At 62.6% G+C, this 14,913-nt stretch carries 12 protein-coding genes; 8 read left to right on the top strand and 4 right to left on the bottom strand.

Annotated elements, in window-relative coordinates; all coding sequences use genetic code 11:
• The first annotated feature begins 37 nt into the window (after positions 1-37).
• The gene (locus tag CCD76_RS02060; protein WP_218776947.1) at positions 38-655 is read left to right on the top strand and encodes a pilin; all 618 of its coding nucleotides are present in this window, start codon (positions 38-40) and stop codon (positions 653-655) included.
• 85 nt (positions 656-740) lie between these two features.
• On the opposite strand, the gene CCD76_RS02055 is transcribed toward CCD76_RS02060, so the two are convergent.
• The gene (locus tag CCD76_RS02055) at positions 741-1,025 is read right to left on the bottom strand and encodes a hypothetical protein (protein ID WP_071232855.1); all 285 of its coding nucleotides are present in this window, start codon (positions 1,023-1,025) and stop codon (positions 741-743) included.
• A 379-nt stretch (positions 1,026-1,404) separates the two neighbouring features.
• Between CCD76_RS02055 and CCD76_RS02050 the strand changes: the two genes are divergently transcribed.
• Positions 1,405-2,856 (top strand): TrkH family potassium uptake protein, encoded by a 1,452-nt coding sequence (locus CCD76_RS02050; protein ID WP_256961040.1) that lies wholly within the window; start codon positions 1,405-1,407, stop codon positions 2,854-2,856.
• A gap of 35 nt (positions 2,857-2,891) precedes the next feature.
• On the opposite strand, the gene CCD76_RS02045 is transcribed toward CCD76_RS02050, so the two are convergent.
• The 3 genes from CCD76_RS02045 to CCD76_RS02035 form a co-directional block, all read right to left on the bottom strand.
• Positions 2,892-3,674 (bottom strand): RIO1 family regulatory kinase/ATPase domain-containing protein, encoded by a 783-nt coding sequence (locus CCD76_RS02045; RefSeq protein ID WP_087717897.1) that lies wholly within the window; start codon positions 3,672-3,674, stop codon positions 2,892-2,894.
• Positions 3,675-4,001: 327 nt separating this feature from the next.
• Complete coding sequence (locus CCD76_RS02040) at positions 4,002-5,261, bottom strand: 1-acyl-sn-glycerol-3-phosphate acyltransferase (RefSeq protein ID WP_087717896.1); 1,260 nt, start codon at positions 5,259-5,261, stop codon at positions 4,002-4,004.
• The gene (locus CCD76_RS02035) at positions 5,258-6,184 is read right to left on the bottom strand and encodes a recombination-associated protein RdgC (RefSeq protein WP_087717895.1); all 927 of its coding nucleotides are present in this window, start codon (positions 6,182-6,184) and stop codon (positions 5,258-5,260) included. Before CCD76_RS02035 ends, CCD76_RS02040 begins: the two co-directional genes overlap by 4 nt.
• A 175-nt stretch (positions 6,185-6,359) precedes the next feature.
• Here CCD76_RS02035 and CCD76_RS02030 point away from each other — a divergent pair, with 175 nt between their 5' ends.
• The 6 genes from CCD76_RS02030 (at position 6,360) to cmk (ending at position 14,894) form a co-directional block, all read left to right on the top strand.
• The gene (locus CCD76_RS02030) at positions 6,360-6,791 is read left to right on the top strand and encodes an acyl-CoA thioesterase (protein WP_087717894.1); all 432 of its coding nucleotides are present in this window, start codon (positions 6,360-6,362) and stop codon (positions 6,789-6,791) included.
• A gap of 161 nt (positions 6,792-6,952) precedes the next feature.
• A complete protein-coding gene (gene gyrA, locus CCD76_RS02025) occupies positions 6,953-9,658 on the top strand; it encodes a DNA gyrase subunit A (protein WP_087717893.1) in 2,706 nt (901 codons plus the stop codon).
• An 87-nt stretch (positions 9,659-9,745) separates the two neighbouring features.
• Positions 9,746-10,828 carry a 3-phosphoserine/phosphohydroxythreonine transaminase gene (serC, locus tag CCD76_RS02020; protein WP_087717892.1) on the top strand — a complete coding sequence of 361 codons (1,083 nt, stop codon included), beginning with the start codon at positions 9,746-9,748 and terminating at the stop codon, positions 10,826-10,828.
• A gap of 34 nt (positions 10,829-10,862) precedes the next feature.
• Positions 10,863-11,963, top strand: coding sequence for a prephenate dehydratase (pheA, locus tag CCD76_RS02015; protein WP_087717891.1), 1,101 nt, complete (start codon positions 10,863-10,865; stop codon positions 11,961-11,963).
• A 58-nt stretch (positions 11,964-12,021) separates the two neighbouring features.
• Positions 12,022-14,202 (top strand): bifunctional prephenate dehydrogenase/3-phosphoshikimate 1-carboxyvinyltransferase, encoded by a 2,181-nt coding sequence (locus CCD76_RS02010; RefSeq protein ID WP_087717890.1) that lies wholly within the window; start codon positions 12,022-12,024, stop codon positions 14,200-14,202.
• Positions 14,199-14,894 carry a (d)CMP kinase gene (cmk, locus tag CCD76_RS02005; protein ID WP_087717889.1) on the top strand — a complete coding sequence of 232 codons (696 nt, stop codon included), beginning with the start codon at positions 14,199-14,201 and terminating at the stop codon, positions 14,892-14,894. Before CCD76_RS02010 ends, cmk begins: the two co-directional genes overlap by 4 nt.
• Positions 14,895-14,913: the final 19 nt, after the last annotated feature.

The following is a 14,913-nucleotide window of genomic DNA, read 5'->3' as shown; positions in this document are numbered from 1 at the left end:
AGCGTGAACGCAAAAACAGCGTGAGCGTAACGATAGCATGAGCATAAAGAGAGAAACGACCGGCGGCACGATGGAAACCATCATGCCAACCGGCTCAATAACGGCTTCAACATCGGCAAGGCAGGGAACCACGATGCAACAGCAGCGCAAACCCGTTTCACACCGCCAGGGCGGCTTCACCCTGATCGAACTCATGATCGTCGTCGCGATCATCGGCATCCTCGCCGCCATCGCGATTCCGCAGTACCAGAACTACACGGCCAGGGCCAAGATGTCCGAAGTGATTCTGGCCGCCTCAAGTTGTAAGACTGCAATCAGCGAAGCGGCGATGGTAGGACTGAGCGAGAAGCCTAGTGGCACCGATGCTTTCAATTGCGATCAGAACACCACTGATGAGGCTGTGTCTCAATACGTCAAGTCAATCACTTCTAGCGCAGACGGTGTGATCACTATTACAGCGCAGAATATCGCTACGAATGTCGATAACACGACAATTGACTTTGTGCCTCACTCTACAGTGAGTACGGACACAACCAGTGGTACTCCTATGAAGGCGGCTGACTTTACTGGCAGCAAGCCAATCAAAGAGTGGCAATGTAAAACTGGGAGTTCCAGTGGGGTTCCTGAACAGTATTTGCCTGCAAGCTGTAAGTAACCTCTCCCGCAGTATTTCAGGGCCGGCATTCGCCGGCCCATTTTGTTTCTTCCTTCTTACAGCTTCCTACTTAAAGCTTACAGCTCTAATAAAGTGCCTTCTCCTCCCCCACGACCTCCCGCAACACCTCCAGAAACAGCCGATCCGCTTCCGAATGCTCGGCCGGGTCTTCCGGAATATGCACGCTGGTGGTATCCGAAATCTCGTTGGCGATGGTCGCCCAGGCCTGGGCGTCGTTGCTGCCGTCGGAGTGGCGCTTGGCGATGGCCAGAGAGCTCTCGAGAATGCCGGGCTCCTGCAGCAGTTTCTTGATAAAGGCGCGAAGCTCCTGAATGACGCGAGTCTTCTGCATTTCCGAGGCGGAACTCATGGGGGCTTTCCTCCAGTGACTAGCTTGTAATATTCGGCCTGTCTCGGCGCCGGCTCGTCGTCGAGATGAATGTTCGTCGTAGCTTTCAACGCCGGGCCGGCGCGCCTGCGTTGCGATGGCGCCACCATAGCATATCTCGCTGCGCGGCCAGAGTCGGTGCGGTCGATGAACCATCGTTCATGGACCGGGCGAGAACAGCGGATGCGAAATGCAGGCCGAGTCGTGTCTTGCACGGCGGGATGGCCTATCATCGCTCCGATTCGTTCGGCGGGGATGGCGTCGGCCGAATGACAATAGCGAATGCAGTAGGGTTGGACTCGGCCGCAGTGCGGTCGGATAGCGCCAGTCGAGCTCGCGTGACGAAGACCGGGAGGAAGTCTTGCAAGACGCCAAGCCAATTTTCAAGATTCTGGCGCTGCTGTTGATCGTGCTGTCGCTGTTCATGGTGCCACCGGTGGTGCTGCTGGGGCTCGAGAACGATCCGGACCTGTGGGCGTTTCTCGAGTCGATGGCGCTCGCGCTGGTGGTGTCGCTATCGCTGCTGGCGTGGACCTGGCGTACGCCGGTGGAACTGAAGACGCGCCACATGTTCATCCTGACCACGTCGAGCTGGGCGGTGATCAGCGCCTTCGCCAGCCTGCCGCTGGTGCTGGGAGCGCCGCAGCTGTCGTTCACCGATGCGGTGTTCGAATCGGTGTCGGCGATCACCACGACAGGTTCCACCGTGCTCGTCGGTATCGAGAATCTGTCCGATGGGCTCAAGCTGTGGCGCGGGCTGATGCAGTGGCTGGGCGGTATCGGCATCATCGTGATGGCGATCGCGATCCTGCCGTTTCTGAAGGTCGGCGGCATGCGGCTGTTCCAGACCGAATCCTCGGACTGGTCGGACAAGGTGCTGCCTCGGGCCGGCGGTATCGCCAAGGCGTCCACCATCATCTACCTCGGATTCACGCTGGTGGCGATCCTGAGCTACCGGCTGGCCGGCATGGGGACGCTGGATGCCATCGTGCACGCGATGAGTTCGGTCTCCACGGGCGGCTTCGCCAACTACGACGCCTCGTTCGGTATCTATCATGACCAGCCGCTGATCCTGTGGCTGGGCTGTGCTTTCATGCTGGCCGGAGCCTTGCCGTTCGTGCTCTACATCCGGCTGCTGCGCGATAGTCGTGGCGCGCTGTGGCAGGACCAGCAGGTGCGAGGGCTGGTCGGGTTGCTGGTCGTCGTGATCATGGCGCTGACGACCTATCGGGTCCTGGCGTTTTCCGAAGCGCCCTTCGAGGCGCTGACGGCAGTCGCTTTCAATGTGATTTCGGTGGTGACGACCACCGGCTACGCCAGCGAGGACTATTCGCTATGGGGGCCGCTGGCGGTCACCACGTTCTTCTTCATCACCTTCATTGGCGGTTGTAGCGGTTCGACCAGCGGTGGCATGAAGATTTTCCGCTTCCAGATCGGCGGCCTGCTGCTGGTCAATCAGCTGCGCTATCTGGTCCATCCGAGCGGCGTGTTCGCCCAGCGCTACAACGGCCGGCGGCTCAACGACGAGGTGGTGCGCGCCGTCATCGCGTTCTCGTTCTTCTTCTTTCTTACCGTGGCCGTCCTCTCGCTGGCGCTGGCCGTGCTGGGGCTCGACATGGTCACGGCGGTTACCGGCGCGGCCACGGCGTTGGCCAATGTCGGCCCGGGGCTGGGGGAGACGATCGGGCCGGCCGGCAATTTCGCCTCGCTGCCGGCTGCCGCCAAATGGCTGCTTTCCCTCGGCATGCTGATGGGGCGTCTCGAGATCCTCACCGTGCTGGTGCTGTTGATGCCGTTCTTCTGGCGCAAGTAGGCAGGAGAGCGTCGAGTATCAACGATAAGATGGCCTCACCGTGTTTCGTCGTGCTGCGCTCGCGAATGGCGCTTGAGCCGGGGTAGCAAGCGGCGTTTCCAGGCGTGCTGGAGACCTCTGATCCAGGCCGGTTTGCGACGCAGGCGAGCCTCCTCCGGCGTGAGGGCTTCGCCAGTCAGCCGGGCCTTGAGCTTGAGCCCGCCGGCGAGGTCGCTGCGCCGCAGGGGGCGGAGCAGAAAGCGCAGCAGTCGCCCGCCGGGCAGATAGATCGCCGAGGCAAAATCGATCAGCACCACGCGACCCCGGCTCACGATGATGTTGGAACCTCGTATGTCGTTATGCACGATCGAGCTGCGGTGCAGGGAGGTCAGCACGGTCATCAACTGGGCGAAGTAGATCGGGCTCGTGGGATCTGCCGCTTCGCTCAGCATCTCGCCGGGCACGTACTCCAGCAATAACGCGAGCTTGCCGACCTGACCGACCACCTTGGGCGCGTGAGGCCAGTGGCGCAGGCGTTCCAGAATGCGTGCCTCGTGGCGCAGCAGCAGGCGTGCGGGAACTGCCAGCCAGCTGCCGGCGTAGCGGCCGTAGTCCTTGCAGATCACGGGCTGGCCCGCATGGGTCTTGAGGACGACATCGGCTTTGAGCAGACCTTCGCCGCGTTGCAGTGTCCTTGGCGTGATCAGCGGTGGCGTCAGGATCGTTGGAAATGAGGTTGATGACGGTGGCGGCGGCTGGGTTGCCGAAAGCACGCTGTCGGCATCGAGCGTTCTGGCCTCGGCCGGGGAAGTGGTGGCGGAATCGAGAGGAGCATTCATGGCTGGAAACGTTAAAGATGCTAATTAGCTGGCTAAATTTAAGCGTATTTTAAGAAATTTCCTGCGATCACGCCAGCACGGGATCGATGGGCAGCGATAAAGTCAGCTCAGGGGAGCTGTTTTTGGCCAAGCCGAGCCGAGCCGAGCCGAGCCGAGCTTGATACGGTTCGATTTGGTTCGGTTCGATTTGGTTCGGTTTGGTTCGATTCGATTCGATTCGATTCGATAGAAGAGAAAGGCTGGGTAGCGGGCGCGGAAAAGGGGTGAGGCATCAGGAAAACCGCCATCGCAAGGAGCGATGGCGGTTGGGTCAACGGTATGCGGGTGTCAGGACTGGGCTTCCCGGCCGTGGGCTCGGCCGGCGCGGTTCAGAATGGGGTTGGCGTACTGCATCAGCCACCAGTGCCGCAGTTCGTCCGGCACTTGGGATAGCTGCGCCTGGAAACGCTCGCGATCGCCCGCTGTCACGCCGGAAAGGTCGACCAGATCCGGAGCCAGTCCGGTTTCGGCCAGCGCGAGCCGATGGCTGGGGAAGATCGGGTAGTTTTCCAGCACCTGACGGTCGATCTCTGCGGCGACGTCATCGGCGTTGTCGAAATCCGCCGAGAGCGGCGTGCCGAACACCAGCTTGACGCGTCCCTTGTCGCCGGTGATCCCGGCGACGATGGAGAGGATGTCCTCGAATTCCACCTTCTTGTAGGCGCCGTCGGTCTCCTTGGCATGCAGCTCGCGGGCCTTGTTGATGGCGCAGGGGTCGTACTCGTAGCTGATCGAGACCGGCACGATCTTGAGCTCGCGCACGGCGGCGCCGATATCGCTGTCGCCTTCTTCCAGGCGCCGTGCCATGGCCAGCATCTTGACGATGGCGCTGTCGGTGCGGTCGACGCCATCCTTGGCCCGGCCTTCCCGCTGGGCCAGCCAGACCGAGTGATTGTCGTCGGTGATCGAGAGACGGATATAACCGGATAGTGACTGATACGCTGCCAGCATCGCCCGTTTGCCCTTGACCGAGCGCGGCACGATGAAGCTCTTGTTGAGCCGCATCAGGTCGGTCACGAACGGCTTCTGCAGCAGGTTGTCGCCAATGGCGATACGGACGGTGTCATGCCCTTCCGTATAGAGCGCGTAGTTGACGAAGGCCGGGTCGAGGGCGATATCGCGATGGTTGCCGATGAACAGATAGGCCTGATCCGACGACAGTCGATCCAGACCTTTGACTTCGAATCCTCGGGTGGTGCTGGCGATCATGTGCGCCATGTATTCGGCGATGCGCAACTGGAAGTCGCGCACCGTCGAGACGTTGCGGACCTCGCGCTGGATCCGGAAGCTGGCCAGCTTGCGCGCCAGCGGCGGGGCGAAGCGCGACAGCCGTGGCAGCCGGTACCGGGTGATCGCATCCAGCAGTTCGCTGTCGTGCGCCAGCCGGGCCAGTACCGCCGCTACCTCTTCGTCGTGATAGGGGCGGATATCGGCAAAGCGATCGAGATCGATGGCCGCTTCGGCGCTGTGCGGGTTGCCATGCGAATTGCCGGCCGCGGTGCCCTGGGAGGGGGCTGCGCCTTTGTCGGTATCGAAACGGAGCGTCATGGTGTCGGGGCTGCCGGGTCGGCTTCGCCACCCAGCCATTCGATCAGTTGGGTGACGAAGGTAGCCAAGGTTTGGGACATCAAGGCGAAGTCCGTCTCCAGACTGATGATCGGATCTTCACCGTCGTCGCTCTGGCTGGCTTCGTCCAGCAGGGCGTCGTCGAACTGCAGCGACTTGAGCGCCAGGTCGTCATGCAGCATCACGCGGAGCTGACCTTCGCTGCCCAGACTGAGCTGGCTCGCCTGGCGCCCGTTCTCGAGCAGCGACTGGATCTCTTCGCTGTCGAGGTCGACCTGGCGCGCGCGCAGCACGCCGTCGTCCTCGGCGGCGCGCAGCTCGACCTGATCGCCGAGCAGCAAGCTGGCGGGGCGGCTGGCGGGGTCGCTCAACCACTGGGTCATGCCGCGAGAGGGCGGCGTTTTCGTCGCCAGCGGTGTCACCTTCAACGAGCCGAGCGTCTGACGCAGCAGATCGAGCACTTCTTCGGCACGCTTGCGGCTGGAGGCGTTGATGCCGATCAGCTGCTTGCGGGTGTCCCACCACAGTTCGACGCGCTGCGTCCGGGTGAAGGCCTGCGGCAGCAGTTCCTCCATCACCTGCTCCTTGAGCAGTTGGCGCTCCCGGCGCGAGAGTGGCTGCCCTTCGGCCTGCTCGCGTGCCTCGCTACGCTCGTTGACTTCGTCATTGACGACCGCGGCCGGCAGCAGACGCTCCTGGCGCAGCATCGACAGCAGTCGATGCCCCTGAATTTCGTGTACGCGTTGTTCGCTGCGGCGGCCGGCCGGTGCGCTCCAGCCAACCCGGCGTGCTTCACGCGGGGAGACGGGGCGAAACGCAAATTCTGCCAGCGCGGTTTCCAGATCCTCGACGGAGAGAACCTCGGTGTCATGGCAGCGATACAGATGACAATGCTTGAACCACATGCGCCCGATCCGTTTGAAAGGAGGCATATTATGGCGAAACGACCCAGGTGTTACCACCAAGGTTGCGCGTCGATATTTGCGCGTCTGTTTCAAACGGGCGTATGTTTTCGAGCTACGAGCTACGAGCTACGAGCTACGAGCTACGACGAGACTTTGCATCAACAGGAGAGATACCATGGATTCACGCACTACCGTGACTGCCGTGCGCGTTCGCGGCTTTCATCTCGATGGCTACGGCCACGTCAATCACGCCCGCTATCTGGAGTTTCTGGAAGAAGGGCGCTGGGCCTATGTCGACGCGCACCCGGAGTTTGCCGAAGGCTTGGCAAGAGGCGTGGCGCTGGTCGCGGTCAATCTCAATATCGATTACCGGCGCGCGGCCGTCATGAACGACGACCTCGAGGTCGAGACCTGCCTGACCCGGCTTGGCGGGCGCAGCGGGGTGGTCGGCCATCGCATTACCCATGTCGGCAGCGGTGAGCTGGTCGCATCGGCTAAGCTGACCTTCGTGTTGCTGGACCAGCAAAGCGGCCAGGTGATTCCGATGGAAGGGGAATGGGCGGAGCGATTGGGACCCTTGGTCGTCGATGTGGCTGAAACGAAGTAGAAAACCGGGTCAAAGCGCGTCAACGCCTGCCTTTGAAGTCCCTGAAATGGTATGATCCCGTGATTGTGTGGCTGAGCCACTTGGCCGCCTAGCCAGGGCTTTATTAACGCTGCCACGGCCGGACTCCGGGCGTGGCAGCGGTGCAAAGGATTTGACGACCCATGGGTGATATCGCCAGAGAAATTCTGCCAGTCAACATCGAGGACGAGCTCAAGCAGTCCTATCTGGACTACGCGATGAGCGTCATCATCGGGCGCGCGCTGCCCGACGTCCGCGATGGCTTGAAGCCGGTCCATCGTCGTGTGCTCTACGCGATGCACGAGCTCGGCAACGACTGGAACAAGCCATACAAGAAGTCGGCGCGCGTGGTCGGCGATGTGATCGGTAAATATCATCCCCACGGTGACAGTGCGGTCTACGACACCATCGTCCGCATGGCACAGCACTTCTCGATGCGCCACGTGCTGATCGATGGGCAGGGCAACTTCGGGTCCATCGACGGCGATAACGCGGCGGCAATGCGTTATACCGAAGTGCGCATGGCGCGCCTGTCGCATGAACTGCTCGCCGATCTCGAAAAGGATACCGTCGACTGGGTCGACAACTACGATGGCACCGAGCGGATCCCCGAGGTGCTGCCGACCAAGGTGCCGAATCTGCTGATCAACGGTGCCTCCGGCATCGCCGTCGGCATGGCGACCAATATTCCGCCGCACAACATGGTGGAGGTGATCAACGGCTGTCTGGCGCTGATCGAGGATTACACGCTGACGGTCGATGACCTGATGGAGTACATCCCCGGCCCGGACTTTCCGACCGCCGGTATCATCAACGGCCGCGCCGGTATTCTCGAGGCCTACCGCACCGGCCGCGGGCGCATCTACGTGCGCGCCAAGCATACCGTCGAGTTCGACAAGAAGAGCGGTCGTGACCATATCGTCATCACCGAGCTTCCCTACCAGGTCAACAAGGCGCGGCTGATCGAGAAGATCGCCGAACTGGTCAAGGAGAAGCGGATCGAGGGCATCGCCGAGCTGCGCGACGAGTCCGACAAGGAAGGGCTGCGCGTGGTGATCGAGGTCAAGCGCGGCGAATCCGGCGATGTCGTCGTCAACAACCTGTTCGCCCATACCCAGCTCGAGAACGTGTTCGGGATCAACATCGTCGCCCTCGACGATGGTCAGCCCAAGACACTGAACCTCAAGCAGCTGCTGGAAGCGTTCGTGCGGCATCGCCGCGAAGTGGTGACGCGGCGCACGCTGTTCGAATTGAAGAAGGCCCGCGAGCGTGGGCATCTTCTCGAAGGCCTGACGGTCGCGATCTCCAACATCGACGAGGTGATCGAACTGATCAAGGCCTCGCCGAACGCTGCCGAAGCGAAGGAAAAGCTGCTCGCCCGCGACTGGCAACCGGGGCAGGTGACCGGCATGCTCGAGCGCGCCGGCGCGACGTCCTGCAAGCCGGAGGATCTCGAGGAAGGCTATGGCCTGACCGACGACAGCCAGCTCTATCGGCTCTCGCCAGCCCAGGCGCAGGCCATTCTGGAGCTGCGCCTGCATCGCCTGACCGGCCTGGAGACGGAGAAGCTGCTCGACGAGTACCTGAGCATTCTCGAACGCATCGCCGAGCTCAATCACATTCTCGCCTCGCCGGATCGTCTGCTGGAGGTGATCCGCGAGGAACTGGAAGCGATCCGCGACCAGTACGGCGACGCGCGCCGGACCGAGATTCACACCAGCCGTCTCGACCTGTCCATGGAAGATCTGATCGCCGAGGAGGACATGGTGGTCACGCTGTCCCGTGGCGGTTATGCCAAGACGCAGCCGATCTCCGATTACCAGGCGCAGAAACGGGGCGGTCGCGGCAAGTCGGCGACCAGCATGAAGGACGAAGACGTCATCGAGCATCTGGTAGTGGCCTCGACCCACGACACCATGCTGCTGTTCTCCAGCCGCGGCAAGGTGTACTGGCTCAAGACCTACGAGATGCCCAATGCCAGCCGAGGCTCCCGCGGCAAGCCGCTGGTCAACCTGCTGCCGCTGGATGCCGGCGAGTCGATCAGTGCGGTCCTCCCGGTGCGCGAGTATCGGGAAGACAGCTACATCTTCTTCGCTACCGCTAACGGTACGGTCAAGCGGACAACGCTGGATCAGTTCTCCCGGCCGCGTAGCGTGGGCCTGATTGCGCTGGATCTCGACGAGGGCGATCGTCTGGTCGGTGCGGCGATCACCTCCGGTTCGGATCATGTCATGCTCTTGTCCTCCAATGGCAAGGCGATCCGCTTCGAAGAGGGCAATGTTCGTCCGATGGGCCGTACCGCTCGCGGCGTGCGCGGCATGCGCCTGCTCGATGGGGCCGAGGTGATCAGTCTGATCATTCCGCAGAGCCAGACCATCGATGCGGATGCGGATAACGAGGCCGACGCCAATGACGGTGAAGGCGGCAGCGTCAATGACGAGCAGATCTATATCCTGACGGCTTCGGAAAACGGCTATGGCAAGCGCACCCGGCTCGAGGAGTTCCCGATCCGTGGACGCGGCGGTCAGGGCGTGATCGCGATGCAGGCCACGGCCCGCAACGGTGCGCTGGTCGCGGCGATGCAGGTTCGCAGCAGCGACGAAATGATGCTGATCACCGATCGAGGCACGCTGGTGCGTACCCGTGTCTCCGAAGTCTCGATCAGCTCGCGTAACACCCAGGGTGTCACTCTGATTCGCACCGGCGACGACGAGCGTCTGGTGAAGACGGTTCGCGTAGACGAACCGAGCGAGGAGGAGTTGGCGGAAGACGAGGTCGCCGTGGATCTGGCGGAAGAGACGCCGCCTGCCGATGCGGACGCTGCCGAGCCCGGTGACGAACGCGAGTAGGCAGCTGGTGCCCCGAGAGCGTCTCCGGGGCGTGTTTCTGAGTAGTGGTGTAAGTGGCTTTTAGGCTTGAATCGGGAAACCTTGACGATGACACGTCTGCATAATTTCTGTGCTGGCCCGGCGGCGATGCCGACCGCCGTTCTGGAACGCGCCCGCGAAGAGTTGCTCGACTATCGGGGCCAGGGGCTATCGGTGATGGAAATGAGTCATCGCAGCCCGACGTTCGAAGCAGTCGCTGCTCAGGCCGAGCAGGACCTGCGCGATCTGCTGGCGATTCCTGACAACTACCGCGTGCTGTTCATGCAGGGCGGCGCCACCATGCAGTTTGCCTGCGTGCCGCTCAACCTGCTCGGGCAGGGCGGTACGCCCAACTATCTGGATACCGGCATCTGGTCGTCCAAGGCGATCAAGGAGGCGGATCACCTCGCCGCTTCCCATATCGCCGGGTCGACGCGCAACAACGGTTACGTCCACGTGCCGCGCCCGGATGACATTTCGCTCTCGAGCGATGCCGCCTACCTGCACTACTGTCACAACGAGACCATCGGCGGGTTGGCATACGACTACACGCCAGAGGTTTCCGTGCCGCTGGTGTGCGACATGTCGTCGTCGATCCTGTCGGCGCCGCTGGATGTGAGCCGCTATGGCGTCATCTATGCCGGCGCGCAGAAGAACATCGGCCCTGCCGGTATCACCGTGGTTATCGTCCGCGACGACCTGCTCGAGCGCGCTCTGCCGCAGACGCCGTCGCTGCTGGGGTGGAAGGTCTACGCCGAAAACGACTCGATGATCAACACGCCGCCCACCTACGCCTGGTATCTGGCCGGCCTGGTATTTCACTGGCTCAAGCAGGATATCGGTGGCCTGGCCGAGATGGAGGCGATCAACCGCCGCAAGTGCGAGGCGCTCTATTCGATGATCGATAACAGCGATTTCTATGCCAACCCGATCGACCCGACCAACCGCTCGATCATGAACGTGCCGTTCACGCTGGCGGACGAGTCGCTGAATTCGGTCTTTCTCAGTGAGGCCGAGTCGGAAGGGTTGCTGAATCTCAAGGGGCACCGCAGCGTCGGCGGCATGCGTGCGAGCCTCTACAATGCGGTCAGCGAAGCCGACGTGCAGGCGCTGACCACGTTCATGCAGGATTTCGAGCGCCGCCGCGGTTAAGCGGGGCGTCACCCACCTCCTTCAGGATACGGTCATGAGTGACTCCTCGAATTCGCCGCTGGACCTTGCAGCCCTGCGGCAACGTATCGATACCATCGACAGCGAACTGCTGCGGCTGATCAGCGAGCGCGCCGATTGCGCCCAGCAGGTCGCCCACGTCAAGACGGCGGATGATCCGGACGCCGTGTTCTATCGGCCGGAGCGCGAGGCTCAGGTCCTGCGCCGGGTGATGGAAAGCAATCCCGGGCCACTGCACAGCGAGGAAATGGCACGCCTGTTCCGCGAGATCATGTCGGCCTGCCTGGCGCTGGAGAAGCCGATCAAGGTGGCTTATCTCGGCCCGGAGGGGACCTTTACCCAGCAGGCGGCGCTCAAGCATTTCGGGCATAGCGCGATCAGCCTGCCGATGGCCGCGATCGACGAAGTGTTCCGCGAGGTCGAGGCGGGCGCGGTCAACTATGGCGTGGTGCCGGTGGAGAACTCCACCGAGGGCGTGGTCAACAACACGCTGGATTCGTTCATGGATTCCGGTCTGCATATCAGCGGCGAGGTCGTGTTGCGTATCCATCATCACCTGTTGATATCGAGCATTACGCGCCAGGACAAGATCTCGCGCATCTACTCGCATCCGCAATCCTTTGCCCAGTGCCGCAAGTGGCTGGACGCGCACTATCCGCACGCCGAGCGTGTGGCGGTATCCTCCAACGCGGAGGCCGCGCGGCTGGTCAAGACCGAATGGCACAGCGCCGCCATCGCGGGCGATATGGCCGCCCAGCTCTACGGGCTCGACCACGTCGCCGAGAAGATCGAGGATCGGCCGGACAACTCCACGCGGTTTTTGATCATCGGCAATGAGTTGGTCCCGCCATCCGGCACCGACAAGACTTCCATCGTGGTCGCCATGCGTAACGAGCCGGGCGCGCTGCACGATCTGCTCGAGCCGTTCCATCGCCACCGTGTCGACATGACGCGGCTGGAAACGCGTCCGTCCCGTACCGGGGCCTGGAACTACGTGTTCTTCATCGACTTCAAGGGACATGTCGATCAGCCCGAGATCGCCCGTGTGCTGGATGAAGTGCGCAACTGTGCCCAGGACATGAAAGTGCTGGGCTCCTACCCGGTAGGTGTGCTGTAAGGTGCGGGCCGGAGATACGCCAACAGGAGAGGCGACGCTGCTGATCGTGGGGCTGGGCATGATCGGCGGTTCGCTGGCCGCGGCGCTCAAGGCCAACGGCTATGCCGGGCGCATCCTGGCTTGTGACCGTGATCGGGACGAGATCGCGACCGGACTCGAGCTGGGCGTGATCGACGAGGGCGGTGGCGAACTGGCGCCGTTGGTCGCTCGGAGCGACATCATCGTGCTGGCGGTGCCGGTGCTGGCCATGAAGCAGGTCTTCGCGCAGCTGTCGCCGCTGATCGACGAGCAGATCCTGACCGATGTCGGCAGTACCAAGCGTCGCGTCTGCGATGCCGCACGGGAAGCCTTCGGCCATCTGCCGACCAATTTCGTTCCTGGCCATCCCATCGCCGGCTCCGAGAAAAGTGGCGTGGCTGCGGCCAATCCGGCGCTCTATCGTCATCACAAGGTCATCCTGACACCGGAGGCTGGCACGGCGCCGACAGCCGTTGCTGCGGTGCGTGCGCTGTGGCAACGCTGCGGTGCCGACGTGCTGGAAATGCCGGTGGACCGGCACGATCAGGTCCTGGCGAGAACCAGCCACCTGCCGCACCTGTTGGCGTTTTCGCTGGTCGATACGCTGGCACGGCAGGACGAACGGCTGGAGATCTTTCGCTATGCCGCCGGCGGGTTCCGCGACTTTACCCGTATTGCCGGCAGTGATCCGGTCATGTGGCGCGATATCTTCACCGCCAATCGCAGTGCGTTGCTGGCGGCGCTGGACGATTTCGAGGCCGGGCTCTCCCGGCTGCGAACGGCGGTGGAGCAGGGCGACAGCGACGCCATGCTGGGTACGTTCGACCGTGCCAGTCACGCCAGACACTATTTTGAAACGCTGTTGAATCAGACGAGTTATCAGACCATGGAAGCACGACAGGTTCAGTACCGGGTGTCGCCCGGCGGTTCGGTCAATGGCCGGATTCGCGTTCCCGGCGACAAGTCTATCTCTCACCGCTCGATCATGCTCGGCGCACTGGCCAGTGGCGTCACCGAGGTCAAGGGTTTTCTCGAGGGCGAGGATAGCCTGGCAACGCTGCAAGCCTTCCGCGACATGGGTGTCGCCATCGAAGGTCCGCATCAGGGTAGAGTGACAATCCATGGCGTGGGTCTGCACGGGCTGAAAAAGCCGGCCGGGCCGATCTACGTAGGCAACTCCGGTACCGCCATGCGTCTGTTTGCCGGTCTGCTGGCCGGCCAGGCCTTCGATACCGAGCTGACCGGCGATGCCTCGTTGACCAAGCGGCCGATGGCCCGGGTGGCCGATCCGCTGCGCCTGATGGGGGCGAAGATCGATACCGCGGAAGGGGGGCGTCCCCCGCTCCGGATCCACGGTGGGCAGCCGCTGAAAGGCATCCATTACGACATGCCGATGGCCAGCGCGCAGGTCAAATCCTGCCTGCTGCTGGCGGGTCTCTATGCCGAGGGCGAAACGCGCGTGCGCGAGCCGGCGCCGACGCGTGACCATACCGAACGCATGCTCAATGGCTTCGGCTACAAGGTCGTCCGCGACGGCGACCTGGCGACGCTGCAGGGCGGAGGCGAGCTGACCAGTGCGCCCATCGATGTGCCGTCGGATATTTCCTCGGCGACCTTCTTCCTGGTAGCAGCGGCCATTACGCCGGGATCGGATCTCTTGCTCGAGCATGTCGGGGTCAATCCGACGCGTATCGGCGTGATCAACATCCTCAAGGCGATGGGAGCCGATCTACAGTTGGAGAATCCGCGTGAGGTCGGTGGCGAGCCGGTCGCCGACCTGCACATCCGCTACGCACCGCTGAAGGGTATCGATATCCCGCTCGATCAGGTGCCGCTGGCAATCGACGAGTTTCCGGCGCTGTTCGTCGCGGCGGCCAACGCCGAGGGCACGACGCGGCTGCGTGGCGCCGAAGAGCTTCGCGTCAAGGAGTCCGACCGGATCCAGGCGATGGCCGACGGCCTTACCGTTCTCGGCGTCGACACGACGGTCTACGAAGACGGCATCGATGTCGTCGGCCGGGCCGATGATGGTGCCAACTACGGTGGCGGACAGGTGGATAGCCTGGGCGATCACCGTATCGCCATGGCTTTCGCCGTTGCCGCACTGCGTGCCAGCGAGCCTGTGGTGATCGATGACTGTGCCAACGTGGCGACCTCCTTCCCGGGTTTCGTCGCGCTGGCCAACAAGGTGGGGCTGGAACTGACGGAGACATCGACATGACCCAGCTAGCACCGACCCAGCTAGCACCGGTTCTGACCATCGACGGTCCGGGCGGGGCCGGAAAAGGCACCATCAGCCGGATGATTGCCGAGCACATGGGCTGGCATCTGCTGGACTCCGGCGCGCTCTATCGCTTGACGGCGCTGTCGGCATTGCGCCATGGCATCGCCGTCGATGATGCGCAGGCGCTCTCCGAGCAGGCCCAGAATCTCGATGTGGTGTTCGCGGTCGAGAATGGCGCGATGCGGATCCTGCTGGAAGGCGACGACGTGACCACGGCGATTCGCAGCGAGGGGGTCGGCAACGCCGCTTCCCAAGTGGCGGCGCTGCCACCGGTACGCAATGCGTTGCTGCAGCGTCAGCGCGATTTTTATCAGGCGCCGGGGCTGGTGGCCGATGGTCGCGATATGGGGACGGTGGTCTTTCCCGATGCGCCGCTCAAGATCTATCTCACCGCTTCCGCCGAAGAGCGTGCCAGGCGACGCCTGCTGCAATTGCAGCAGGTGGGTGAAGATGCTAGACTCTCGACCCTTTTGGAAGAAATCAAAGCGCGCGATGCGCGTGATATGCAGCGCGCCGTGGCCCCGCTCAAACCCGCCGAAGATGCGGTAGAGCTGGACACGACGCAGCTGGATATACCGGAAGTCGTGGAGCGTATCGAGACGCTGCTCGCCGAACGAAACCTGGTCTAGCGCCAATTTTTGGTCTGAC

Source organism: Salinicola salarius (assembly GCF_002179555.1).
GTDB classification, from domain to species: domain Bacteria; phylum Pseudomonadota; class Gammaproteobacteria; order Pseudomonadales; family Halomonadaceae; genus Salinicola; species Salinicola salarius_A.
Note: the sequence above shows the minus strand (reverse complement) of the source record. Positions and strands in the feature narration are given on the sequence as shown.

What these genes read in the sequence shown, in the direction of transcription:
- CCD76_RS02060 (WP_218776947.1), top strand. Translation starts at nt 38, where the DNA reads ATGAGCATAAAGAGAGAAACGACCGGCGGCACGATGGAAACCATCATG.
- CCD76_RS02055 (WP_071232855.1), bottom strand. Translation starts at nt 1,025, where the DNA reads ATGAGTTCCGCCTCGGAAATGCAGAAGACTCGCGTCATTCAGGAGCTT.
- CCD76_RS02045 (WP_087717897.1), bottom strand. Translation starts at nt 3,674, where the DNA reads ATGAATGCTCCTCTCGATTCCGCCACCACTTCCCCGGCCGAGGCCAGA.
- CCD76_RS02040 (WP_087717896.1), bottom strand. Translation starts at nt 5,261, where the DNA reads ATGACGCTCCGTTTCGATACCGACAAAGGCGCAGCCCCCTCCCAGGGC.
- CCD76_RS02035 (WP_087717895.1), bottom strand. Translation starts at nt 6,184, where the DNA reads ATGTGGTTCAAGCATTGTCATCTGTATCGCTGCCATGACACCGAGGTT.
- CCD76_RS02030 (WP_087717894.1), top strand. Translation starts at nt 6,360, where the DNA reads ATGGATTCACGCACTACCGTGACTGCCGTGCGCGTTCGCGGCTTTCAT.
- gyrA (WP_087717893.1), top strand. Translation starts at nt 6,953, where the DNA reads ATGGGTGATATCGCCAGAGAAATTCTGCCAGTCAACATCGAGGACGAG.
- serC (WP_087717892.1), top strand. Translation starts at nt 9,746, where the DNA reads ATGACACGTCTGCATAATTTCTGTGCTGGCCCGGCGGCGATGCCGACC.
- pheA (WP_087717891.1), top strand. Translation starts at nt 10,863, where the DNA reads ATGAGTGACTCCTCGAATTCGCCGCTGGACCTTGCAGCCCTGCGGCAA.
- CCD76_RS02010 (WP_087717890.1), top strand. Translation starts at nt 12,022, where the DNA reads ATGATCGGCGGTTCGCTGGCCGCGGCGCTCAAGGCCAACGGCTATGCC.
- cmk (WP_087717889.1), top strand. Translation starts at nt 14,199, where the DNA reads ATGACCCAGCTAGCACCGACCCAGCTAGCACCGGTTCTGACCATCGAC.